Source organism: Pseudoclavibacter sp. 8L (assembly GCF_902506465.1).
GTDB lineage: Bacteria > Actinomycetota > Actinomycetes > Actinomycetales > Microbacteriaceae > Pseudoclavibacter.
In genome coordinates this window covers 1,025,317-1,048,212 of the sequence record NZ_LR733186.1, presented here as the reverse complement: position 1 = coordinate 1,048,212, position 22,896 = coordinate 1,025,317, and the positions used below count along the sequence as shown (strand labels likewise).

General features: G+C 68.3%; 19 protein-coding genes. 13 read left to right on the top strand and 6 right to left on the bottom strand.

Annotated features, from left to right (window positions below):
• Window positions 1-7 precede the first annotated feature (7 nt).
• Both sdhC and GV007_RS11620 read right to left on the bottom strand, forming a co-directional pair.
• Window positions 8-340 (bottom strand): succinate dehydrogenase, cytochrome b556 subunit, encoded by a 333-nt coding sequence (gene sdhC, locus GV007_RS11625; protein WP_104252310.1) that lies wholly within the window; start codon window positions 338-340, stop codon window positions 8-10.
• Between the two features lie 303 nt (window positions 341-643).
• Window positions 644-1,789 carry a glycosyltransferase family 4 protein gene (locus GV007_RS11620; RefSeq protein WP_160072732.1) on the bottom strand — a complete coding sequence of 382 codons (1,146 nt, stop codon included), beginning with the start codon at window positions 1,787-1,789 and terminating at the stop codon, window positions 644-646.
• 124 nt (window positions 1,790-1,913) lie between these two features.
• On the opposite strand from GV007_RS11620, the gene GV007_RS11615 reads away from it, so the two are divergent.
• From GV007_RS11615 to GV007_RS11560, 12 genes are all read left to right on the top strand, one after another.
• Entirely contained in the window at window positions 1,914-3,026 is a 1,113-nt protein-coding gene (locus GV007_RS11615; RefSeq protein ID WP_160072730.1) for a mannose-1-phosphate guanylyltransferase, read from the top strand.
• Window positions 3,027-3,117: 91 nt separating this feature from the next.
• Window positions 3,118-4,203: a BMP family lipoprotein gene (locus GV007_RS11610; RefSeq protein ID WP_160072728.1), complete on the top strand. Its 1,086-nt coding sequence runs from the start codon at window positions 3,118-3,120 to the stop codon at window positions 4,201-4,203.
• A gap of 240 nt (window positions 4,204-4,443) precedes the next feature.
• Window positions 4,444-5,529, top strand: coding sequence for a BMP family lipoprotein (locus GV007_RS11605; RefSeq protein ID WP_236558481.1), 1,086 nt, complete (start codon window positions 4,444-4,446; stop codon window positions 5,527-5,529).
• Between the two features lie 185 nt (window positions 5,530-5,714).
• Window positions 5,715-7,214 (top strand): ABC transporter ATP-binding protein, encoded by a 1,500-nt coding sequence (locus tag GV007_RS11600; RefSeq protein ID WP_104243049.1) that lies wholly within the window; start codon window positions 5,715-5,717, stop codon window positions 7,212-7,214.
• Complete coding sequence (locus GV007_RS11595; protein WP_160072724.1) at window positions 7,211-8,515, top strand: ABC transporter permease; 1,305 nt, start codon at window positions 7,211-7,213, stop codon at window positions 8,513-8,515. The genes GV007_RS11600 and GV007_RS11595 overlap by 4 nt, the downstream gene beginning before the upstream one ends.
• The gene (locus tag GV007_RS11590; RefSeq protein ID WP_104243044.1) at window positions 8,512-9,822 is read left to right on the top strand and encodes an ABC transporter permease; all 1,311 of its coding nucleotides are present in this window, start codon (window positions 8,512-8,514) and stop codon (window positions 9,820-9,822) included. Before GV007_RS11595 ends, GV007_RS11590 begins: the two co-directional genes overlap by 4 nt.
• 2 nt (window positions 9,823-9,824) lie before the next feature.
• Window positions 9,825-10,244 carry a cytidine deaminase gene (locus GV007_RS11585; RefSeq protein WP_228502402.1) on the top strand — a complete coding sequence of 140 codons (420 nt, stop codon included), beginning with the start codon at window positions 9,825-9,827 and terminating at the stop codon, window positions 10,242-10,244.
• Window positions 10,241-11,563 carry a thymidine phosphorylase gene (locus GV007_RS11580; RefSeq protein WP_160072722.1) on the top strand — a complete coding sequence of 441 codons (1,323 nt, stop codon included), beginning with the start codon at window positions 10,241-10,243 and terminating at the stop codon, window positions 11,561-11,563. The genes GV007_RS11585 and GV007_RS11580 overlap by 4 nt, the downstream gene beginning before the upstream one ends.
• A 139-nt stretch (window positions 11,564-11,702) precedes the next feature.
• Window positions 11,703-12,845, top strand: coding sequence for an adenosine deaminase (locus GV007_RS11575; RefSeq protein ID WP_236558479.1), 1,143 nt, complete (start codon window positions 11,703-11,705; stop codon window positions 12,843-12,845).
• A complete protein-coding gene (locus tag GV007_RS11570; RefSeq protein WP_160072721.1) occupies window positions 12,842-13,327 on the top strand; it encodes a PTS sugar transporter subunit IIA in 486 nt (161 codons plus the stop codon). The genes GV007_RS11575 and GV007_RS11570 overlap by 4 nt, the downstream gene beginning before the upstream one ends.
• Before the next feature lie 144 nt (window positions 13,328-13,471).
• Complete coding sequence (locus tag GV007_RS11565; RefSeq protein WP_160072719.1) at window positions 13,472-15,094, top strand: DNA-3-methyladenine glycosylase 2 family protein; 1,623 nt, start codon at window positions 13,472-13,474, stop codon at window positions 15,092-15,094.
• Complete coding sequence (locus GV007_RS11560) at window positions 15,091-15,621, top strand: methylated-DNA--[protein]-cysteine S-methyltransferase (RefSeq protein ID WP_160072717.1); 531 nt, start codon at window positions 15,091-15,093, stop codon at window positions 15,619-15,621. The genes GV007_RS11565 and GV007_RS11560 overlap by 4 nt, the downstream gene beginning before the upstream one ends.
• A gap of 270 nt (window positions 15,622-15,891) precedes the next feature.
• Here the strand turns inward: GV007_RS11560 and GV007_RS11555 are convergent, their stop codons facing one another.
• Both GV007_RS11555 and GV007_RS11550 read right to left on the bottom strand, forming a co-directional pair.
• Window positions 15,892-17,613: a phospho-sugar mutase gene (locus GV007_RS11555; RefSeq protein WP_160072715.1), complete on the bottom strand. Its 1,722-nt coding sequence runs from the start codon at window positions 17,611-17,613 to the stop codon at window positions 15,892-15,894.
• Window positions 17,613-18,443 (bottom strand): purine-nucleoside phosphorylase, encoded by an 831-nt coding sequence (locus GV007_RS11550; protein ID WP_160072713.1) that lies wholly within the window; start codon window positions 18,441-18,443, stop codon window positions 17,613-17,615. The genes GV007_RS11555 and GV007_RS11550 overlap by 1 nt, the downstream gene beginning before the upstream one ends.
• Window positions 18,444-18,571: 128 nt before the next feature.
• On the opposite strand from GV007_RS11550, the gene GV007_RS11545 reads away from it, so the two are divergent.
• Window positions 18,572-20,020, top strand: coding sequence for an NAD(P)H-quinone dehydrogenase (locus tag GV007_RS11545; protein WP_160072711.1), 1,449 nt, complete (start codon window positions 18,572-18,574; stop codon window positions 20,018-20,020).
• A gap of 58 nt (window positions 20,021-20,078) precedes the next feature.
• Here the strand turns inward: GV007_RS11545 and GV007_RS11540 are convergent, their stop codons facing one another.
• On the bottom strand, window positions 20,079-20,843 hold the full coding sequence (locus GV007_RS11540; RefSeq protein ID WP_160074244.1) for a sulfite exporter TauE/SafE family protein: 765 nt from the start codon (window positions 20,841-20,843) through the stop codon (window positions 20,079-20,081).
• 129 nt (window positions 20,844-20,972) lie between these two features.
• Window positions 20,973-22,757, bottom strand: coding sequence for an ATP-binding protein (locus GV007_RS11535; protein ID WP_160072709.1), 1,785 nt, complete (start codon window positions 22,755-22,757; stop codon window positions 20,973-20,975).
• Window positions 22,758-22,896 lie beyond the last annotated feature (139 nt).

Sequence of the window (22,896 nt, the reverse complement as noted above, 5' to 3'; positions counted from 1 at the left end):
CTCCCTCCTAGTGGCTGAACACGTTGATGAGGTGGCGGGGCGTGAAGCCGATCATCGTGACGACGCAGAGGCCGATGACGATCCAGAACATGAGCTTCTGGTACTTCGCGCCGCCGGGCAGGAAGTCGATGAGGATGATGCGGATTCCGTTGAACGCGTGGTAGCAGATGGCTGCCACGAGTCCGACCTCGCCGATGCCCATGATGGGCGTCTGGTAGGTGTGGATGGCCGCGTTGTAGGCCTCAGGGCTGACCCGCACGAGCGACGTGTCGAGCACGTGCACGATGAGGAAGAAGAAGATGGAGACGCCGGTGATGCGGTGGAGGACCCAGGACCACATGCCCTCGTTCCCCCGGTACAGCGTGCCGCCGCGTCGCGGCTTCTTCGCTGTGTTCTTCGGGGCTGTCGAGCCCGCCGGAGCTGGTGTCTGTACGGCTGACACGGGATTGCCCTTCTGTCGCGTTGCGTTCTTCCGCTCAGGACTCTTGCGCCGAGTAGGTGAAGACTGAGCGGCAGCTCCCAACTACACTGCGTTGGGCATGTTGATACCCGCCTAGACTACGCCTCCCGCCGTTTCCGGCTGGCAAGGTTAACCTTCCTTGGCGGCGTTGTCTGCGCGAGGCCGAGGCATGGACCGGGCCGTTCAGGCGAGCGGCAGCGTGACGGGGCGGCGCGCCCCCGCCAACACGTCGGCGTAGTGGCCGAGCAGTTCGTCGCAGACGCTCTCCCACGAGCGCGAGAGCACTCGGCGGCGGCCAGCCTCACCCATCCTGGCACGCAGCTCGGGAGCCTCGACGAGCTTCTCGAGCATGACCCGCAGATCGAGGTCGCCTGCTCGGTCGGGGTCGAAGTGGAATCCGTCGACGCCGTGCTCGATGAGGTCGATGGGCCCGCCCGCGTAGGGGGCGACGACGGGCAGGCCACTGGCGTGGGCCTCCTGGATCGTCTGCCCGAAGGTCTCCTCCGTGCCCGTGTGCACGAAGACGTCGAAGCTCGCGTACGCCATGGCCAGGTCTTGGCCGCCGAGTCGCCCGGCGAAATGAACCGGGACCCCCTTGAGGGCCTTCCGGATGCTCGGCTCCGACGGCCCATCGCCGACGACGACCAGCTGCACGTCGTCGAGCCCCCTGAGCGAGGCGAGGCGCTCGACCTGCTTCTCGGGCGCGAGCCTGCCCACGTAGCCGATGATGGTGCGCGAGTCGGCGCCCAGGCGCTTGCGACTACTGCGCACGCTCTGCTCGTGCTTGTTGCGCGGATGGTAGGTCTCGAGGTCGACCCCTCGGCCCCAGCGGGTGGCGTTCGTGATCTTGGCGCGCCGCAGGTCGCCGAGCGCAGCACTGGACGGCGCCAGCGTCAGGTCCGCGTTGTTGTGCAGCCAGCGGATGAACCACCAGGCGAAGCCCTCCATGGCGCTCAGCTTGTTGCGCTTCGTGTACCCCGCGACGTCGGTCTGGAAGACGGCCACGCTCGGGATGCCGCGTCGCTTCGCGGCCGCGATCGCCTGCGAGCCAAGGAAGAGCGGGCTCGCCGCGTGCACGATGTCTGGCGCGAACTCGGCGAGGAGTCGATCGACCCTCGGGGAGGGGAGGCCGACGGGGAACTGTCGGTAGTCGAGAGCCGGCACCTCGACGACGCGGAACCCCTTGTAGTCCTTCGGCGAGCCGGCGGCTGGGGTGATGACGATGGCCTCGTGTCCGCGCAGCGCGAGGTGGTCGAGCACCTTGCAGACGCTGTTCGTCACGCCGTTGACGGTGGGGAGGAAGCTCTCGGTGACGACCGCGATGCGCATAGGGCGAACGTAGGTGCTGGGAGTGGCACGGAGGTGAACTCGCGGCGACGCCGGAACGACGTCTTCTCCACAGCTTCGTCCTGCCGAAACCAGCGCGTGACAGTGTTCCCCTAGGGTGTTGCGCATGGCAGATGCGATCGATCGGTTCTATGGCGTGATTCCAGCGGGAGGCGTCGGCTCCCGACTGTGGCCCCTCTCGCGGGCCGAAGCCCCGAAATTCCTCCACGACGTCGTCGGGAACGGCTCGACCCTCCTGCGGGCGACCTGGGACCGCCTCGCGCCGCTGTGCGCGGAGGACCGGCTCCTCGTGGTGACGGGAGAGGCGCATGCCAAGGAGGTGCGCGCGCAGCTCCCAGAGCTCATCGAGGAGAACATCGTCCTCGAGAGCGAGGGGCGCGAGTCGACGGCGGCCATCGGCCTCGCCGCGGCCATCCTGCAGCGGCGTGTGCCCGACGCCATCATCGGCTCGTTCGCCGCCGACCACCTCATCGGTGCGACCGACCGCTTCGCAGCGGCAGTGCGCGAGGCCGTCGAGGCGGCAGACGCCGGTGCCATCGTCACGATCGGCATCCAGCCCATCGAGCCGTCCACGGCGTTCGGCTACATCCGAGCGGGCAAGCCGCTGAAGATCCCCGCCGCCCCGAGTGCGCGGAAGGTCGACGCGTTCGTCGAGAAGCCCAAGGAGGCGACCGCTCGCCGCTACCTCGCCTCCGGGGAGTACCTCTGGAATGCGGGCATGTTCTTCGCCCGCGTCGACCGGCTCATGGAGGCGCTGGCTGAGTCGAACCCGACCCTGGCTGCCGGCATCAACGAGATCGCGGATGCCTGGGGCACCGATCAGCAGGCGGAGGTCACCGCTCGCGTCTGGCCGAACCTCGAGAAGATCGCCATCGACTACACCGTCGCCGAGCCGGCGGCCGCCCGCGGCGAGCTGGCCGTCATCCCCGGCTACTTCCAGTGGGACGACGTGGGAGACTTCGCGGCCGTGAGCCGGCTCCGCAAGAGCACCAACGGCAACGGCGTGACCGTGCACGGCAACGAGAGCAACGTCGTCGTCGTCGACGGCTCCGGCCTCATCGTCAACCACACCGACCGCGTCGTCGCTATCGCCGGCATCAAGGACATCGTCGTGGTCGACACCCCGGATGCGCTGCTCGTCACAACCGCGGCGAACGCGCAGAAGGTCAAGCAGCTGGTCGCCGAGATCAAGGCGTCGAAGCGACCGGAAGTCCTCTAGGTCGCCTCCCAGTCCTCTGCGCGCGTGCACGGTCACAACGATCCGTGCACGCGCGTAGCGGTCTGCGCCCGGGTCCCACTACTCTTCCGGCATGTCACGCTCTCGCATTCCAGGCGCCATCGGTGCGCTCGCCGTCGCAACCCTCGCTCTCACGGCCTGCCAGGCCCCTCCTGAGGCGCCCGGATCGACGGACACGGCGGCTGCGGGCAGCGACTACCTGGCGTGCATGGTCGCGAACAGCGGCAACATCCAGGACCGCTCGTTCAACCAGGCCGTCTTCGAGTCGCTCGAGGCGGCCCAGGCGGAGTACGGCGTCGACATGCGCGAGACGGTCTCGCAGTCGCAGGCTGACTATGAGACGAACCTCGAGACCATGGTCGGCGAGGGCTGCGACTACATCGTCACGGTCGGCTGGGAGCTGGCCGACGCGACCCGCGCTTCCGCGGAGGCGAACCCGGACATCACGTACTCGATCGTCGACGAGGTCGTCGACGGTCCGAACGTCGCGTCCATCGTGCACGACACGGCCCAGGCCGCCTTCCTCGCGGGCTACCTGGCGGCGGGAGTCAGCGAGACCGGAGTCGTCGGAACGTTCGGCGGCGGCAACCAGCCTCCCGTGACGGTCTTCATGGACGGCTTCGCCGCCGGGGTCGAGCAGTACAACACGACGAAGGGCGCGTCCGTGCGGGTCGTCGGCTGGGACCCGGAGACGCAGCAGGGATCCTTCACCGACGACTTCACCAACACGAACGCCGCGCAGACCACGGCGCAGGGGCTCATCTCGCAGGGCGCCGACATCATCATGCCCGTCGCGGCTCAGGCGGGTGAGGGCGCAGCGGCAGCGGCGCTGGCCGCGGGCGACGTTGGCATCATCTGGGTCGACTCCGACGGGTACGAGCTCCTGGGCGAGGAGTACCGGCCGCTCCTGGTCACGACGGTCGAGAAGCGGATGGAACCGGCCATCCTCGGCGTCATCGGTTCCGACATCTCCGGGACCTTCGAGGCCGGCAACAACGTCGGCACGCTCGAGAACGACGGCGTCGGACTGTCTTCCTTCCACGACTGGGACGCGAAGATCCCCGCCGAGCTGAAGATGGAGGTCGAGGCGCTCAAGGCGAAGATCATCTCCGGCGAGATCGTCGTCGAGTCGCCGTCATCGCCGACGGGAGCGAACTGACCGAGGGCTGGAGCGGGCATCCACGGCTCCGCACCGACCGATCGGCCTGCGACGCTCCGGTGTCGTGAGCATCGCCGGGCGACGCGCCGAGAAACACGCTCGTAACTGTGCAACGGTCGGGTTTCGATTCCGATTTCGGCCGAATTGTGACGCAGCGCTACGGCTATGCTCGGGCAATCACCAGCTTCGTCGTGTTCGCGTTCTGCGGCCCGACGGACATCCAACTCAGGAGGATCGAGAGTGGCTATCTCTTCGAAGCAGCGTTTCGCTGCACTTGGCACGGTGGGCGTTGCAGCCCTCGTGCTCGCCGGTTGTGCCCCCGCGCCAGAAGCAGGCGATGGGGCCGCTGAAGGCGCATCCGACTTCACCGCGTGCATGGTGTCTGACGAGGGCGGGTTCGACGACCGCTCCTTCAACCAGCTTGCGCACACGGGGCTCGAGAACGCGGAGTCCGAGCTCGGAGTCAACGTGCTCGAGGCGGAGTCGGCAACACCGGACGACTACGCGGCGAACCTGACGACCATGGTCGACCAGGGCTGCAAGATCATCGTTCCCGTCGGCTTCAAGCTGGCAGACGCGACGGCCGCAGCAGCCGAGGCGAACCCAGATGTCGACTTCGCGATCGTCGACGTCGAGGGCCTCGGCATCGCCAACGTGCTCGAGCTCAACTACGACACGGCCCAGGCCGCGTTCCTGGCGGGCTACGCCTCAGCTGCGTACTCCAAGACGGGCACCGTCGCCACCTACGGCGGCGCCGCCATCCCGACCGTCACGATCTTCATGGACGGCTTCGCCAACGGCGTCAAGCACTTCAACGAGGTCAAGGGCAAGGACGTCAAGGTCATCGGCTGGGACGTCGACTCGCAGCAGGGCTCGTTCGTGGACGACTTCACGAACGTCTCCCGCGCCAAGGAGATCTCCACCGGCTTCCTCAGCCAGGGTGCAGACGTCATCCTCCCCGTCGGCGGACCCCTCTACCAGGGTGCAGCTGAGGCGATCCGCGAAGGCGGCCAGGACGCCGTCATCCTCGGCGTCGACTCCGACCTCGCGGTCGCAGACGAGCAGTACGCGGACATCATCCTCGTGTCGATCATGAAGGGCCTCGACGTCACGGTTCTCGACGCGATCTCCCAGAGCGTCGACGGCACGTTCGAGGGTGGCACCACCTACACGGGTGTCCTCGAGAACGAGGGCGTCGGCCTCTCCGGCTTCGGCGCCTTCGAGTCGGAGCTGCCCTCCGGCACGCTCGACGAGATCGACACCCTGAAGCAGGAAGTCATCGACGGCAAGTACCCAGAACTGTCGCCTTCCTCACCCAAGGTCTGATCCTCTGCCGTCCAGATTGACGTCTGGGCACAACATGATGCGGGGCCGTCGCGCAAACTCGCGGCGGCCCCGTAGCATGCCTACGCATGCATCTCGAGCTGGCGGCGGTCACCACCGCGACCGGCTCGCGTATCACCGGCCCACCAGGCCGTATTCCGCACTACTGCACAGCGAAGTGGACCGCTATGAAACTCGAGCTTCGAGGCATCACCAAGCGATTTGGTGCCTTCACGGCCAACGACAACATCAACCTCACGATCGAGGAGGGCGAGATCCATGCGCTCCTCGGCGAGAACGGTGCTGGCAAGTCGACCCTGATGAACGTGCTCTACGGCCTCTACCAGGCCGATGAGGGCGAGATCCTGCTGGACGACGACGTCCGGCACTTCTCCGGTCCTGGCGATGCCATGGCCGCCGGCATCGGAATGGTCCACCAGCACTTCATGCTCATCCCCGTCTTCACCGTGGCGGAGAACCTCATGCTCGGGCACGAGCCGGCCAGTGGGCTCGGCGTGCTCGACATCGACAGCGCGCGCCAGAAGGTGCGCGACCTGTCGGCGCAGTTCGGCTTCAACATCGACCCCGATGCGCTGGTCGAGCACCTGCCCGTCGGCGCGCAGCAGCGCGTCGAGATCATCAAGGCCCTCTCGCGCGACGCGAAGATCCTGGTCCTGGACGAGCCCACCGCCGTGCTCACGCCCCAGGAGACCGACGAGCTCATCGTCATCATGGATCAGCTGCGCAAGGCCGGCACCTCCATCGTCTTCATCACGCACAAGCTGCGAGAGGTCCGCAAGGTGGCGGACCGCATCACGGTCATCCGGCGAGGCAAGGTCGTCGGCACGGCGCTCCCGAGCGAGTCCAACGAAGAGCTCGCGGCGAAGATGGTGGGCCGAGCGGTCGACCTCGACGTCGACAAGGAGGCCCCGAAGCTGGGGGAGACGACCTTCGTCGTCTCCGAGCTGACGGTCTTCGACGAAGTCGGCGCCAAGCAGGTCGACGAGCTGAGCTTCGAGGTGCGCGAGGGCGAGATCCTCGTGATCGCCGGCGTGCAGGGCAACGGGCAGACCGAGCTGACGGAGGCCATCCTCGGCCTCCACAAGAAGGCGCTCGGCTCGATCAGCCTCGACGGCAACGAGCTCATCGGGCAGTCGGTCAAGAAGACGCTGGATGCTGGACTCGGCTTCGTGCCGGAAGACCGCACCGAAGACGGCATCGTCGGCGACTTCACGATCGCTGAGAACCTCGTGCTCGACCGCGCGGACCGCCCGCCATTCTCGAACGGCATCGCGCTCAACCTGCGGGAGATCACCGCCTTCGCGGAGAAGAACGTCAAGGACTTCGACGTCAGGGCACCGTCTATCGAGACGGCCGTGGGTCGCCTCTCCGGCGGAAACCAGCAGAAGGTCGTCCTCGCCCGCGAGCTCGGCCGCGACCTGCGGATGTTCATCGCCTCGCAGCCGACGCGAGGTCTCGACGTCGGGTCGATCGAGTTCGTGCACGAGCAGATCGTGCGTGTCCGCGACTCGGGCATCCCGGTCATCATCGTGTCGACGGAGCTCGACGAAGTAGTCCAGCTGGCAGATCGGATCATGGTCATGTACCAGGGCAAGAGCATGGGAATCGTTGGACCGGAGACGTCGCGAGACGTGCTCGGCCAGATGATGGCGGGGGTAGAGGTATGAGCCAGCTGCAGAACGTGACGGCGGAGACCCCGCCGCCACCCGGCACCCAGGTGCCGGCCGCCGCGAGCGAGCAGTCCCCGTGGCACGGCCTCTGGCGCGACATCCTCGGCGGAGGGCCGCTGCGCTCGATCCTCGCGATCGTGCTGGCGCTCCTCATCGGCTCGCTCCTCGTCGTCTTCACGAGCGATGACGTCCTCGAGACCACCGGCTACTTCTTCTCGCGACCGATGGACCTCTTCGCGGCGGCGGGCGGCGTCATCGCCGGCGCGTTCCGCGCGCTGTGGGAAGGCGCGATCTACTCGCCCCGCAACGGCTTCGTGCCGCTGACCAACACGCTCATGTGGGCGACCCCGCTCATCACGGCTGGCCTCGGCGTCGCGTTCGCGTTCCGCGCCGGCCTCTTCAACATCGGTGGTCAGGGCCAGATCCTCATCGCGGCGCTCTTCACCGGCTTCATCGGCGCGAGCCTGCAGCTGCCGTTTGTCGTGCACGTTCTCGTGGCGGCGTTCGCCGGCATCGTCGGCGGCTCGCTCTGGGCCGGCATCGCTGGCTGGCTGAAGGCGCAGACCGGCGCCCACGAGGTGATCGTCACGATCATGCTCAACTGGATCGCCTTCTGGGGCATCACCTACCTGCTGAAGACCCCGGTCTTCCAGGCTGAGGGTGCTGGCGGCAACGCCAAGGCCAAGCCCATCGTCGAGTCCGCGCAGCTGCCGGATCTCGTCGGTGCCGCCGACTGGGGCTTCATCCTCGCCATCGCCGCCGCATTCGTCTACTGGTGGATCATGGAGCGCACCACGGTCGGCTTCAAGGTGCGCGCGGTCGGCCTCAACCCGAGCGCCGCACGAACGGCTGGCATCAACGTCGCCTTCATCACCTTCCTCACGATGGCCATCGCCGGCGCCTTCATCGGCCTCGCCGGTGCCACGCAGGTGCTCGGTCGCGCGACAGCGGGCTACGACCCCGGAGTGCACGCGGGTATCGGCTTCGATGCCATCACCGTCGCACTGCTCGGTGCCGGCCACCCGGTCGGCATCATCCTCGCGGGCCTCCTCTTCGGTGCGCTCAAGGCTGGCTCCTTCCCCATGCAGGTCGTCGAGGGCATCCCCATCGACATCGTCGCCGTCATCCAGGGCCTCATCGTGCTCTTCATCGCAGCGCCGCCTCTCATCCGGGCGATCTTCCGCCTCCCGCGGCCGTCCGGCATTCGCCTCCTCGACCGCATCCGCGCGTCGCGCGAGGGTCGGGGAGACAGCAGCGACAAGGGCAGCAACGGCAAGAAGAACGAGGTGAACGCATGACCGCAGTGACGCCGAGCACCGAGGAGCAGATCCCGGTAGGGGCAAGCACCAAGGCCGAGGTCCGCTCGACCCGCAGCTGGAAGGCGCCGATCGCGTACGCGTTCTTCAGCGCGCTCGTCCTCATCGTCTTCGGGCTGCTCGCACCTGCAGGAGCCTCGAGCACGATCGACCTGAACTCGGATGGCGTCCCCATCAAGTTCGCCCCCCTGGTCCTGCCGACCATGATGACGAACCTCATCATCGGCGTGATCCTCGCCGGAATCACCGTCGTCGCCTTCCTCCGCACAGCAGCGGGCGAGAAGCTGCCCATGTGGGTCATGGTCGTCTTCGGCATCCTCTGGGTGTGGGCGCTCATCGTCTTCATCGGCGCCAACGCCAACGTCCCGCTCACCTGGCTCCTCACCGGAACGCTCGCCATCTCGACCCCGCTGATCTTCGGATCCATGGCGGGACTCGTCTCGGAGCGCGTCGGCGTCGTGAACATCGCCATCGAGGGCCAGCTTCTCGCCGGCGCGTTCACCTCGGCGCTCATCGGCTCGATGACAGGCAACCCGTTCCTCGGCCTCCTCGGAGCGATCCTCGCGGGCATGCTCGTCTCGCTCATCCTCGCGGTCTTCTCGATCCGCTACCTCGTCGAGCAGGTTGTCGTCGGCGTGGTCATCAACATGCTGGTGATCGGCCTGACGAACTTCCTCTACTCGGGCGTCATGACCCGCGACAGCGGGTTCCTCAACACGATCGCGCAGAACGAGAAGTACCCGCGCTTCGCGATCCCACTGCTGAGCGACATCCCCGTCATCGGGCCGCTGCTCTTCGACAACACGTTCATCGTGTACCTCATGTTCCTCACGGTGCCGGCGCTCACCTTCGCACTCTTCAAGACCCGATGGGGCCTGCGCCTCCGTGCCGTCGGAGAGCACCCGAAGGCTGCCGACACGGTTGGCATCAAGGTCAACAAGACGCGGTTCTGGAACGTCCTGCTCTCGGGCGCCATCGCCGGCGCCGGCGGAAGCTTCTTCACGCTCGGCAGCGTCGGCTCGTTCAGCCAGGAGATGACAAGCGGACAGGGCTACATCGCCCTCGCCGCACTGATCTTCGGGCGCTGGCACCCCGTCTACGCGACCCTCGCGGCGCTGCTCTTCGGCTTCGCCTCGAACCTGAAGACGCTCGTGAGCCAGGTCGGCGCGAACATCCCACCCGAGTTCATGGCGATGATTCCCTACATCGTCACCATCCTCGCCGTGGCCGGGTTCGTCGGCCAGTCACGAGGACCTGCCGCGGCGGGCAAACCCTACGTGAAGGCATAGCGATGACAACACCAGATACCGAAGTGCTCGCACCCGACTGGGAAGCCCTGCGCCAGGCCGCACGCGACATCATGGCGAAGGCCTACGCGCCGTACTCGAACTACTCGGTCGGCGCCGCCGCCCTCGTCGACGACGGACGCATCGTCGTCGGCTGCAACGTCGAGAACGCCAGCTACGGAGTCGGCCTGTGCGCCGAGTGCGGGCTGGTGTCCGCGCTCCAAGCGAGCGGCGGTGGCAAGCTCGTCGCGTTCTCCTGCTGCAACGGCGCCGGCGACATCATCATGCCGTGCGGCCGCTGCCGTCAGCTGCTGTACGAGTTCTCAGCCCCCGGGATGCTCCTCGACACCGTCTCGGGCATCCGCACCATCGACCAGGTACTGCCGGATGCGTTCGGCCCCAGAGATCTCGAAGGGATCGCATGAGCTCCACCCCCGCACTCTCCGCAATCGAGGCGTTCGACGCCGTCGACCTCATCAAGGCGAAGCGCGACGGGCGATCCCTGTCGACGCCGGAGATCGACTGGCTCATCTCGCGCTACGCGAACGGCTTCGTGGGCGACGAGCAGATGGCAGCGATGGCCATGGCGATCTTCCTCAACGGCATGGAGCGCACCGAGATCCGCGACATGACCCTCGCGATGATCGCATCCGGTGAGCGGATGAACTTCGACGGGCTCGGCAAGGTCACAGTCGACAAGCACTCCACCGGGGGCGTCGGCGACAAGATCACGCTTCCGCTCATGCCGCTCGTCGCCTCCTTCGGCGTGGCGGTGCCGCAGCTCTCCGGCCGCGGACTCGGCCACACGGGAGGAACCCTCGACAAGCTGGAGGCCATCCCCGGCTGGCGGGCCGACCTCAGCAACGAGGAGATGTTCCGGCTCCTCCAGGAGATCGGCGGCGTCATCTGCGCCGCTGGCGCCGGCCTGGCCCCCGCCGACAAGAAGCTGTACGCCCTCCGCGACATCACCGGCACGGTCGAGTGCATCCCGCTCATCGCGTCGAGCATCATGTCGAAGAAGATCGCGGAGGGCACCGACTCGCTCGTGCTCGACGTGAAGTTCGGCTCCGGATCCTTCATGGGCGACATCGAGCGCTCCCGCGCCCTCGCCGAGACCATGGTGGCGCTCGGCGAAGACGCCGGCGTGCGCACGTCGGCGCTGCTCACGAACATGAATGTCCCGCTCGGGCTCGCGATCGGCAACGCCAACGAGGTTCGCGAGTCGGTCGAGGTGCTCGCGGGCGGGGGTCCCGCCGATGTCGTCGAGCTCACTGTTGAACTCGCCCGCGAGATGCTCCGTCTGGCGGGCAAGCCGGACGCCGACGTCGAAGGTGCGCTGAAGAACGGCGCAGCGATGGACGTGTGGCGGCGCTGGGTCGCGGCGCAGGACGGCGACCCGGACGGCGCGCTGCCCGTGGCGAACGAGACGCACGAGGTCCGGGCAGACCGCGACGGCGTGCTGACCCGCCAGGAGGCGCTGCCCTTCGGTATCGCCGCGTGGCGACTCGGAGCGGGGCGTGCACGCAAGCAGGATCCGGTCATCCACGCGGCCGGGATCGACCTGGCTGTGAAGCCGGGCGACACCGTCAAGAAGGGCGATGTGCTCTTCACGCTCTCTGCCGAGGACGCCGCTCGCTTCCCGCGTGCGCTCGAGGCGCTCGAGGGTGCGTACGAGGTCGGGGACGCCGGGTCGGAGGCTCTCACCGGCGGCCCGCTCATCGCGGGACGCATCGGGGCCGAATAGCGCAGGCGGGCGGTGTCGAGAAGGGAAACCTTCTCCACACCGCCGCGCCGCCTCGCGCGTCGGTTGTCTCCGCCAGATAGAATCAGGGCTCTGGACGGCCGCACTTGTTGGTTCGCGGCCACATTCGAAGGGGAACACCGTGTCTGTGCAGAGCTCCGCGCCATACGACGAGGGCGATTTCACGCTACGAGACGGCACCAGCATCCGAGCGCTGCCGAAGGTCTCGCTGCATGACCACCTCGACGGTGGACTGCGAGCGCAGACCATCATCGAGCTCGCCGACGAGATCGGTCTGGAACTCCCCGCGACGAGCGCGCCCGAACTGTCGAACTGGTTCTCCGACCAGTCCGACTCCGGCTCGCTCGTCGAGTACCTCAAGACCTTCGACGTCACCACGGCCGTCATGCAGACCACACACGGTCTGCGGCGTGTTGCCCGCGACTTCGTCAACGACCTCGGCGCCGACGGGGTCGTCTACGGCGAAGTCCGCTGGGCGCCGGAGCAGCACCTCAAGCGTGGCCTGAGCCTCGACGACGCCGTGAACGCGGTCCAGGCCGGCATCGACGAAGGCATCGACGACGTCCGATCCCACGGCAAGCGCATCCGCGTCGGCCAGCTCGTGAGCGCCATGCGCCACGCTGGCAACGGACTCGAGATCGCGAAGCTCGCAGTCCGCCACCGCGAGGCAGGCGTCGTCGGCTTCGACATCGCCGGCCCGGAGGACGGGTTCCCGCCCACGAACCTCCAGGAAGCCTTCGACTACCTCATGTCGGAACGGTTCCCCGCCACGGTCCACGCCGGAGAAGCTGCAGGCCTCGACTCCATCGAGAGCGCCCTCTTCGACGCCCACGCGCTGCGCCTCGGCCACGGCGTGCGCATCGCAGAAGACATCGACCTCGAGGGCGAAGACGACGACGGCACCTACGTGTCGCTCGGCCGACTCGCGCAGTGGGTGCGCGACCGCCGCATCCCGCTCGAGCTCAGCCCATCCTCGAACCTGCAGACCGGTGCCATCGCCGCCTGGGGAGACGCCATCGAAGACCACCCCTTCGACCTGCTCTACCAGCTCGGCTTCACCGTCACCGTCAACACCGACAACCGCCTCATGAGCGCGACGAGCATCTCCCGAGAGCTGACGCTGCTCGCTGACGCCTTCGACTACGACCTCGCCGACCTGGAGACGTTCCAGCTGAACGCCGCCGAGGGTGCGTTCCTGCCGATCGAAGACCGGGAAGAGCTGGCTGAGATCGTGAGCGAAGGGTTCGACGAGGCAGGAGCATGAACGCGCAGGCCACACCTGAGCTTCAGTTCGATGCAAGCAGCGTGCGCCTCGCCGAGCAGGCGCTCGACTGGCGGCAGGCGGTCGGCCAGATGGGCGAGCTGCTCGCCGAGCGCGGCTTCGCGAAGCGCGGCTACACCAGCAACATGGTTCGCGTCATCGAACGCTTCGGGCCGTATGTCGTCGTCGGCCCGGGCGTCGCTCTCGTGCATGCGCGTCCCGGTGAGGAGACGATCGAGAACGGTCTCGCCGTCATCACCTACCCGGAAGGCGTCGGCTTCGGCCATGCTCGCTACGATCCCGTACGCATCGTCGTCGGCATGACGGCGACAAGCGCGTCGGAGCACCTCAAGCTCATCGCTGCGTTGGCGAAGACGTTCGACAACGACGCGGTGCTCGGCGAGCTCGTCGCCGCAGCCACGCCGGAGAAGTTCGTCGAGCTCCTCAAGCCGAGGCTCGTCGCAGCTGGGCTGCTCATCGCCTGACCCGGCTTCGGGTCTCGGCGGCGTGACAGAGCGCAGGAGCTCGCTGCCGTTCGACGCCCAGTAGGAGCCGCGGGGCTGGAATCACGCAACCGTCGTGTCCGATTTCCGCGAGCTGTGGCGGGGTGAACCTGCCAGACTCGTCGCATGGCAAGCATCACCCTCACCGGCGACGAGCGCTACCGCGCGATCCTCGCCAAGGATCGACGCTTCGACGGGCAGTTCATCACCGCGGTCGGGTCGACCGGCATCTACTGCAGGCCGAGCTGCCCCGCCCGGACACCCAAGCGAGAGAACGTCACGTTCTATCCGACAAGCGCCGCGGCCCACGAGGCCGGATACCGGGCCTGCAAGCGCTGCGTGCCGGATGCGGCACCCGGTGACCCAGCCTGGAACCTCCGCAGCGACGTCGCCGGCAGGGCCATGCGGCTCATCAGCGATGGGGTCGTGGAACGTGAGGGGGTCCCGGGGCTCGCCGCCCGACTCGGCTACTCGTCCAGGCACCTCGCGAGGGTGCTCACCGCTGAGCTCGGCGCCGGTCCGCTTGCGCTTGCGCGCGCACAGCGAGCACGGACGGCCGCGACGCTCCTCGGCGCGACAGACCTGCCCTTCGCCCAAGTGGCCTTCGCGGCGGGCTTCGCGAGCGTCAGAGCGTTCAACGAGACCGTGCAGGAGGTCTTCCAGCTGACGCCGACCCTCGTCCGAGAACGATCGCGCGGACGAGCCGCCGCGGCCGGGTCGCGAGCCATGGACGGCGGCCTCGGGAGCTTCGGCACTGGCTTGGCGCTCAGCACCGGAGCCGCCCCACTGACGCTGTCGCTTGCGTATCGGGAGCCGTACGACGCCGCGGGCGTCTTCACCTGGCTCCGGGAGCGCGCCATCGACGGGGTCGAGGTCGCGACCGAGGACAGGTACGAGCGCAGCCTCCTCCTCCCGGGAGGCCCCGCATGGTTCGGCGTGGACGCGGGCGGCCCGCAGCCCGCGTCGCTGCGACTCCGCGCGCGCCTCACAGACCTCAGCGACCTGCAGGCCCTCGTCACGCGTGTGCGCCGGCTCTTCGACCTGGATGCGGACCCGGCGGCCGTCGACGGAGCGCTCTCCGTGCATCCGTCGATCGCGGAGCGCGTGCGCCTGCGTCCGGGCCGCCGCCTGCCCGGGGCCGTGGACCCCGACGAGATGCTGTTTCGCGCCATCATCGGTCAGCAGATCACCGTCTCCGCGGCGCGGACGGCCCTCGGTCGCCTCGCTTCGCGGGCGGGCGCCCCGCTCGAGCAGAACGGCGACAACGAGGAACCCGCGGTCGAGCTCGGTGTGAACCGCCTCTTCCCGAGCGCAGCGGCCATCGCGGAGCTCGGCGAGGAGTCCTTCGCCGGCCCCAGGGCGCGATCGGCGACCATCACACGCGTCGCCGAGGCGATCGCGGACGGTCAGCTGAGGCTCTCACCGGGCGACGACATCGCCGAGCAGCACGAAGCGCTGACATCGTTCAAGGGCATCGGCGACTGGACGGCCGGCTACGTGAGCATGCGGGTGCTGGGCAACCCGGACGTGCTGCTCACGGGAGACGTCGCCCTGCGAAGCGGAGCGCGAGCGCTCGGGCTCCCGCCAGAGCCGAGACCCCTCACGGCCGTCGCGGAGCAGTTCAGACCCTGGCGAAGCTACCTGTCCCTCCATCTCTGGGGAGCTGCCCCGCCCAGGTCACGACCCGGCATCAAGACCAACGCCACCCAGCAGACACCGCCCACCACCACCACGGAGACACCAGCATGAGCGCGCAGACCAGCAGTGAAGCTCGGGCCGTCATCGAGACGCTCGACACCCCGGACGGGCCGTTCACGATCATCGCCCGCGACAGTGACGGTGCGGTGCTCTCCTCCGGATGGAGCGACGACGAGCAGCGTGTCCTGGAACGCATCACGGCGCAGGCCAGGCCGACCGCCATCGCGCGGGGTCGCGCTGCTGGCGCATCCGATGCCGTGCGTGCGTACTACGACGGTGATCTCCGCGTCATCGACGACGTGCTGGTCGCCCAGTTCGGCGCGACGTTCCGGATGCAGGGATGGCTCGGTCTGCGGGCCATCGAGGCCGGGCATCCGCTCACCTACACGGAGTTCGCGACGGCTCTCGGCCGGCCGACGGCCGTGCGTGCGGCCGCCAGCATCTGCGCCAGCAACGCGCCTGCGCTCTTCGTGCCGTGCCACCGGGTGCTGCGCTCGGACGGCACGCTCGGCGGATTCGCGTGGGGCGTCGACGTCAAGCGCTCCCTCCTGCAGCGCGAGCTCGCCCACGCCGGCTGACGCCGCGCCCGTCCGCTGGCCGGGTTCTCGGGGTGGAAACATCACTTCGTTGGGGGAATCGTCCCGCAGAAGAGGGAACTTGCCATCCCGAGGTTCTGGGTCGGAGCTGGGGAGGAGTCTGGGGTCTGAGCTGGGGAGGAGTCGCGGGCCGGAGCTGGGGAGAAGGAGGAGCCTTTCGGCTCGAGCCGCGAGTCCGTGCAACAACACGGGAGGGTCTCTCGGATGGAAGTTCTCCAGCCGAGAGGCCCTCCCGTGTTGCCGTGTTCGTGACTACGCGGTGGTGAGGGTGACCCGCAGGGCCTCGCCGGCGTTGGCCGCCTTCGCCTCGGCGTCGGCCGCGCGCTCGGCCGGTGCGCCGTCCTCGCTGGATGCGTCGACGTACACCTTGATCTTCGGCTCCGTGCCCGAGGGGCGGACCATGACGCGCGTGCCGTCGGCGAGCTGATAGCGCAGCAGGTCGATGGGCACCTCGTCGCCGGACAGGTCGCCGGTCTCGAGCACCGCGACGCCGCCGACCTCGGTGGGCGTGTGGCCGCGCAGGACCGCCATCACGCGGGGGATCTGGGCGATGTCGTCGAAGCGCACCGAGACCTGCGTCGACACGAACGTGCCGAAGCGCTCGGCGAAGGCGTCGTCGTGGTCGATGAGCGTGCGCCCCTCAGCCTGGAGTCCCATGATGAGCTCGAGGATCGCGACCGACGCGGAGATGCCGTCCTTATCGTGCACTGTCTCCGGGTTGACGAGGTATCCGAGAGCCTCTTCGTAGCCGTAGAGGATGTTCGGGGCGCGGGAGATCCACTTGAACCCCGTGGGCGTTTCGGCGTAGTCGAGCCCATACTCGTGAGCGATGCGCCCGAGGGCTGGGGCGGAGACGACGGAGGTTGCGAGCGTGCCGTGCACGCCGTCGGCCTTCGCCTGCTCTGCGGCGCGCCAGCCGAGGATCTTCCCGATGTCGTTGCCGCCGAAGCGCCGCCAGCCTGACGCGCCCTTGACGGCGACAGCGAGTCGGTCGGCGTCCGGATCGTGCGCGATGACGAGGTCGATGCCCGCAGCATCCGCGGTCTCGTAGGCGAGGTCGAGTGCGCCCGGCTCCTCGGGGTTCGGGAAATCGAGCGTCGGGAACGCGCCGTCTGGCTCGACCTGCTGTGCGACGACGACCGGCTCGGTGATGCCGAGCTCGGCGACGACAGCGCGGAACGTCTCCCAGCCGACACCGTGCAGGGGTGTGTAGACGAAGCGCACGTCGCTCGGCGTTCCGCGCAGGAGAGCCGCGGTCGCGGACACGTAGTCGCTGACGATGGACTCGTCGGCCGTCGCGTACTCGGCGGATCGCGGGAGCTCCGGCACCTTCCGGCCGGCCGCGACCTTGCCGATCGCCTCGGCGATCTCGGCATCGACGGGTGCCACGATCTGCGAGCCGTCGTCGGCCCCGCCGAGGTACACCTTGTAGCCGTTGTCCCACTTCGGGTTGTGCGAGGCGGTGACCATGACGCCAGCGGATGCGCCGAGCCGGCGGACGGCGAAGGCGAGCACGGGCGTCGGGAGCTGCCTCGGCAGGATCGTGGCGGCGACGCCCGCGGCCTGCATGATCTCCGCAGTGTCCTGCGCGAAGCGCTGCGAGTTGTTGCGGGCGTCGTAGCCGATGACGATCGACGGCGATTCCTCCCGCGCGAGCAGGAAGTCGGCGAAGCCGCGAGCAGCCTGGGCGACGAGGACCCGATTCATGCGGTTCGGACCCGCGCCGAGCCGGCCGCGGAGGCCGGCCGTTCCGAATGCGAGGCGAGCGCAGAAGCGGTCCTGCAGCTCGCGCCAGGCCACGGCGCGCTCGCTGGTGTCTGCGTCTTCGATGATGGCGAGTTCCGGCGACACGTCACCAGCGGTTTCGAGCAGTTCCTGCAGCTCGGCGCGCGTCACCTCGTCGGGGTCCTGCTCGAGCCACGACACCGCGTTGTGCCGGAGCGCGACCTGCAGCGACCGTGCGATGCCGCTCATCAGAGCTTGACCACGATCTGGGAGAGCAACTCGGCGAGGTCGGCTTCCGCCGCTTTGCCTGCCTCGAGGACCTCGGTGTGGCTCAGGGGGTTGGGCGAGACGCCTGCCGCGGGGTTCGTGATGAGGGACATGCCGAGCACCTCCATGCCGGCCTCGCGAGCCGCGATGGCTTCGAGCGCCGTCGACATGCCGACGATGTCGCCGCCGATCGTGCGCGCCATCCTGACCTCGGCGGGGGTCTCGTAGTGCGGGCCGCGGAACTGCACGTACACGCCTTCGTCGAGGTCGCGCACCGTGAGCGCCAGCTCGCGCAGGCGTGCCGAGTACAGGTCGGTGAGGTCGATGAACGTCGCACCCTCGAGGGGCGAGTCGGCCGTGAGGTTGATGTGGTCCGAGATCAGCACGGGCGTGCCAGGGCCCCACTCGGGGCGCACGCCGCCAGCGCCGTTGGTGAGGATCATGACCGAGGCGCCGGCCGCTGCGGCGGTGCGCACGGAGTGCACGACCCGGCGCACGCCCTTGCCCTCGTAGTAGTGGGTGCGTGCTGCGATGACCAGCGCGTGCTTGCCGTTCGCGAGGCGAATCGAGCGCAGCGTCCCGGAGTGGCCGGGGATGTCGGACTTCGCGAATCCGGGCACCTCGTCGGCTGGGATGGTCGCGATCGTCTCGCCGAGCAGCTCGGCCGTCTGCCCCCATCCGCTGCCGAGCGTGAGCGCGATGTCATGGCGCTCGACACCCGTCTTCTCGGCGATGACCGCGGCAGCTGCCTGCGCGAACTCGAAGGGTGAGGTGGCTGGATCGTCGATCGACTCTGACTCGTGCGTTGACATGCCCCCAGCGTAGCGACCGGGACGCGACGAGCGTGGAGCACAAGCGGATGATGTCCAGCCCCGTCTCGGAACGGCGCGGAAACCTCTCCGGTTTGGCGGGTTCATGCGGGAGGAGGACAATGGCGGGTATGGCCACGCCCTTTGATCGCAAGCACCGCATCGTCGTCGTCGGCGGGGGGCCAGGCGGGTACGAAGCCGCACTCTCGGCAGCCCGCCTCGGCGCAGACGTCACCCTCATCGAACGCGTCGGCGTCGGCGGCTCCGCCGTGCTCACCGACGTGGTTCCCTCCAAGACCCTCATCGCCAGTGCGGAGGCCGCGACGGCGATCCGCGAGTCCGGCGAGCTCGGCGTGCAGTTCTTCGCGAAGGGCGACACGGGGAAGCCGCTGAAGCCCGAGGTCGCGGTGAACCTCTCGAAGCTGAACAAGCGGCTGCTGCGCCTCGCGCAGAACCAGTCGGACGACATGCAGCGCACGCTCGAGGCTGCCGGTGTCAACGTCATCCAGGGCGAGGGCAAGCTCGACGGCAACTCGGCCGTCACGGTCGGCACCGGCTCGGGTGGGCAAGACTTCGACCGGATCGAGTTCGATTCGGCCGTGATCTCTGTCGGTGCTCGTCCTCGCACGCTCGACTCCTGCAAGCCCGACGGGGAGCGCATCCTCACCTGGACCCAGCTCTACAACCTCAAGGAGATGCCGAGCCATCTCATCGTCGTCGGCTCGGGTGTGACCGGGGCCGAGTTCGCGTCGGCCTACTCGGCGCTCGGCTCGAAGGTCACGCTCGTCTCGAGCCGCGACCGCGTGCTCCCGAACGAGGATGCTGACGCGGCGGATGTCATCGAGGATGTGTTCAAGCGCGGCGGCATGACCGTGCTGTCGAAGTCCCGGGCGGCGACCGTGGTCCGCGACGGCAACGAGGTCGTGGCGACGCTCGACGACGGGCGCGAGGTGCGTGGCTCGCACTGCCTCATCGCGGTCGGCTCGATCCCGAACACGTCCGGCATCGGGCTCGAGGAGGCCGGTGTCGAGGTCTCGCCGTCTGGGCACATCCGCGTCAACCGCGTCGCGCGCACCTCGGTGCCGAACATCTACGCGGCCGGCGACTGCACGGAGTTCTTCCCGCTCGCATCCGTCGCCTCCACGCAGGGGCGCACGGCGGTGTTCCACGCGCTCGGCGACGAGGTTCGGCCCATCAACCTGCGCAATGTCGCCTCGAACATCTTCACGTACCCGGAGATCGCGACGGTCGGCTGGCAGCAGCGTTCCATCGAGGACGGCACCCGCGAGGGTCGCGTCTACAAGCTGCCGCTCGGCGAGAATCCACGCGCGAAGATGCAGGGGGTGCGCGACGGCTTCGTCAAGCTCATCGCCGGCAATGACCTGGGCACCGTCATCGGCGGCGTGATCGTCGCGCCTCGCGCCTCGGAGCTCGTGCTGCCGCTCTCGATCGCCATCGAGCAGCGCCTCACGGTCGACCAGGTCGCGCGTGCCTGGGCGGTCTACCCGTCGCTCGCGAGCAGCATCTCGGATGCCGCACGTGCCATGCACATGCCGTACGAGGAGCAGACGAAGGCCTAGCCCGCCTTCGCTGCGCTGGAAACGGCGCCTGGGAGCGATCCCCGTCCCGTGAGGGCGATCAGGTCGCGACGTACTCGTTCCAGATGTCGATGGCGAGCTTGATGAAGAGCACGCTGACGACGATGAGGAAGACCCAGCGGATGAGCTTGCTCCCGCCGCGGATGGCGGTGCGGGCGCCGAGGTAGCCGCCGGCGACGTTGGAGACGGCGAGTACGGCACCGAGCCCCCAGAGCACGTAGCCCTGTGGGGCGAAGAAGAGGAGCGCGCCGAGGTTGGTGCCGAGGTTCACGATCTTGGCTTTCGCGCTGGCCTGCAGGAAGGAGTAGCCGAGCACGGATACGAGGGCGATGACGAGGAACGACCCGGTTCCTGGCCCGAGGAGGCCGTCGTAGACGCCGATCGCGAAGCCGATGAGGCCCGCGATGACGTGGTGCTTGCGTCCTTCGTATTTGAGTTTGTCGAGTTGCCCGACGCTCGGTTTGAAGGCGGTGAAGATGCCGATGCCGAGGATCGCGATGGCGATGATGGGCTTGAAGGCTGCGGCGGGGATGCTGGAGGCGAGGATCGCGCCGCCGTAGGCGCCGAAGAGCGCGATGGCGGCCATGGGCAGCGCGGTGCGCAGGTCGGGTTTGACGCGTCGGAAGTAGGTGATGGAGCTGGTCGCGGTGCCGGCGATGCTGCCGAACTTGTTGGTCGCGAGTGCTTGCACGGGGGTGACGCCGGGCAGGGTGAGGAGCATCGTGAGCTGGATGAGTCCGCCGCCGCCGACGACCGCGTCTACCCAGCCGGCCGCGAAGCCGCCCACGATGACGAGCGCGAGCAGCCAGCCGTTGAATCCCTCGAGCCCCGTGAACGACTCGAGCCAGCTCGCGTCGTTCGTCGGGATCGCGGCGTCGAGGGGCGACGAGAGCAGCGTGGAGGTCAGGAGGGAGGCGTCGATCACTTACCGAGGCTACTCGGCGTCGGCGAGCTCGAGCAGCTTCGTGCCGCTCGAGACGGTCTCGCCGGCGGCGCCGGTGATGGATGCGACGATGCCGTCGCGGGGAGCCTGGATGGGCTGCTCCATCTTCATGGCCTCGAGGACGACGAGGAGATCGCCCTTGACGACCTTCTGCCCCTCCTCGACGGCGAACTTCACGATCGTCGCCTGCATGGGGGCGACGACGTCACCGCTCGAGTGGGTCTCGACGTTGGTGTGCGAGCGACGCTTCGGGGCGTGTCCCGCCATGGTCCGTCCCGCACCGCCATGGCCGACACCGGTGGCGGCGAGCAGACGCTCGGGGAGCGACACCTCGAGGCGCTTGTCGTTGACCTCGACGACCACGTTGCGGCGCGCGATCGGCTCGTTGACATCGCCGGCCTCGCCGCCCCACGGCTCGATCGTGTTGCTGTACTCGGTCTCGATCCAGCTCGTGTAGACCCCGAACTCGCCGTTCTCGGCGGTGAAGGCGGGGTCGCGGACGACGGAGCGATGGAAGGGCAGGACGGTCGGCATGCCGTTCAGCTCGAAGTCCTCGAGCGCGCGGCGGGAGCGCTCGAGCGCCTCCTCGCGCGTGGCGCCCGTGACGATGAGCTTCGCGAGGAGGGAGTCGAAGGCACCGGAGACGATGTCGCCCTCGCGGACACCGGAGTCGACGCGCACGCCGGGGCCTCCGGGAACCCGGAAGGTCGTGATGGTGCCAGGGGCTGGGAAGAATCCGCGGCCCGGGTCCTCGCCGTTGATGCGGAACTCGAACGAGTGGCCGGTGACCGTCGGGTCGTCGTAGCCGAGCGCTTCGCCCTGGGCGATGCGGAACTGCTCGCGGACGAGGTCGATGCCGGTGACCTCCTCGGAGACCGGGTGCTCCACCTGGAGGCGCGTGTTGACCTCGAGGAACGCGACGGTGCCGTCGGCGGCGAGCAGGAACTCGCAGGTTCCTGCGCCGACGTAGCCGACCTCCTTGAGGATCGCCTTGGATGCGCGACGCATCTCGGCTTCCTGCTCGGCGGTGATGAAGGGCGCCGGTGCCTCTTCGACGAGCTTCTGGTGGCGTCGCTGCAGCGAGCAGTCGCGCGTGGAGATGACGACGACGTTGCCGTGGGAGTCGGCGAGGCACTGCGTCTCGACGTGGCGGGGCTTGTCGAGGTACTTCTCGACGAAGCACTCGCCGCGTCCGAACGCGGTGATGGCCTCGCGGGTCGCGGACTCGAAGAGCTCAGCGACCTCTTCGCGCTCGCGTGCGACCTTGAGGCCGCGCCCGCCGCCGCCGAACGCGGCCTTGATGGCGACCGGCAGTCCGTGAATGTCGATGAAGTCGAGGACCTCGCTCGGGCCCTCGACGGGGTTGAGCGTGCCGGGGGCCAGCGGCGCGCCGACCTTCTCGGCGACGTGGCGCGCCGTGACCTTGTCGCCGAGCGCCTCGATGGCCTCGGGGGATGGGCCGATCCAGGTGAGGCCCTGGCGGATGACGGCGCGCGCGAACTCGGCGTTCTCGGCGAGGAAGCCGTATCCCGGGTGCACGGCGTCAGCGCCGGAGCGGCGGGCGATGGAGAGCAGCTTGTCGATCACGAGGTACGTCTCGGCGCTCGTGGCGCCTCGCAGCGCGTACGCCTCATCGGCGAGGCGGACGTGGGGTGCGTCACGGTCCTGGTCTGCGTACACGGCGACGGAGGTGATACCCGCGTCTCGAGCCGCTCGTGCGATGCGTACGGCGATTTCGCCACGGTTGGCGATGAGGAGCTTCGAGATTCGCGACATGGTTCCTAAGCCTATTGAGGTCGGTGCGGCCGGATTTGGCTCGATTCGACAAACTTATCGGGAGAAGGTTGTCAGATGCGCTCGGTTGGAGGTTCTCACCACGCCGAGCGGGTGGCAGTTGGGCGACATTGGCCGCGTG

Excerpts from the sequence above, each read along its gene's own strand:
- GV007_RS11555 (WP_160072715.1), bottom strand. The coding sequence starts at position 17,613 with ATGAGCGGCATCGCACGGTCGCTGCAGGTCGCGCTCCGGCACAACGCG.
- GV007_RS11590 (WP_104243044.1), top strand. The coding sequence starts at position 8,512 with ATGACCGCAGTGACGCCGAGCACCGAGGAGCAGATCCCGGTAGGGGCA.
- GV007_RS11610 (WP_160072728.1), top strand. The coding sequence starts at position 3,118 with ATGTCACGCTCTCGCATTCCAGGCGCCATCGGTGCGCTCGCCGTCGCA.
- GV007_RS11570 (WP_160072721.1), top strand. The coding sequence starts at position 12,842 with ATGAACGCGCAGGCCACACCTGAGCTTCAGTTCGATGCAAGCAGCGTG.
- GV007_RS11560 (WP_160072717.1), top strand. The coding sequence starts at position 15,091 with ATGAGCGCGCAGACCAGCAGTGAAGCTCGGGCCGTCATCGAGACGCTC.
- GV007_RS11600 (WP_104243049.1), top strand. The coding sequence starts at position 5,715 with ATGAAACTCGAGCTTCGAGGCATCACCAAGCGATTTGGTGCCTTCACG.
- GV007_RS11595 (WP_160072724.1), top strand. The coding sequence starts at position 7,211 with ATGAGCCAGCTGCAGAACGTGACGGCGGAGACCCCGCCGCCACCCGGC.
- sdhC (WP_104252310.1), bottom strand. The coding sequence starts at position 340 with ATGTGGTCCTGGGTCCTCCACCGCATCACCGGCGTCTCCATCTTCTTC.
- GV007_RS11580 (WP_160072722.1), top strand. The coding sequence starts at position 10,241 with ATGAGCTCCACCCCCGCACTCTCCGCAATCGAGGCGTTCGACGCCGTC.
- GV007_RS11565 (WP_160072719.1), top strand. The coding sequence starts at position 13,472 with ATGGCAAGCATCACCCTCACCGGCGACGAGCGCTACCGCGCGATCCTC.
- GV007_RS11615 (WP_160072730.1), top strand. The coding sequence starts at position 1,914 with ATGGCAGATGCGATCGATCGGTTCTATGGCGTGATTCCAGCGGGAGGC.
- GV007_RS11535 (WP_160072709.1), bottom strand. The coding sequence starts at position 22,757 with ATGTCGCGAATCTCGAAGCTCCTCATCGCCAACCGTGGCGAAATCGCC.
- GV007_RS11620 (WP_160072732.1), bottom strand. The coding sequence starts at position 1,789 with ATGCGCATCGCGGTCGTCACCGAGAGCTTCCTCCCCACCGTCAACGGC.
- GV007_RS11550 (WP_160072713.1), bottom strand. The coding sequence starts at position 18,443 with ATGTCAACGCACGAGTCAGAGTCGATCGACGATCCAGCCACCTCACCC.
- GV007_RS11545 (WP_160072711.1), top strand. The coding sequence starts at position 18,572 with ATGGCCACGCCCTTTGATCGCAAGCACCGCATCGTCGTCGTCGGCGGG.
- GV007_RS11585 (WP_228502402.1), top strand. The coding sequence starts at position 9,825 with ATGACAACACCAGATACCGAAGTGCTCGCACCCGACTGGGAAGCCCTG.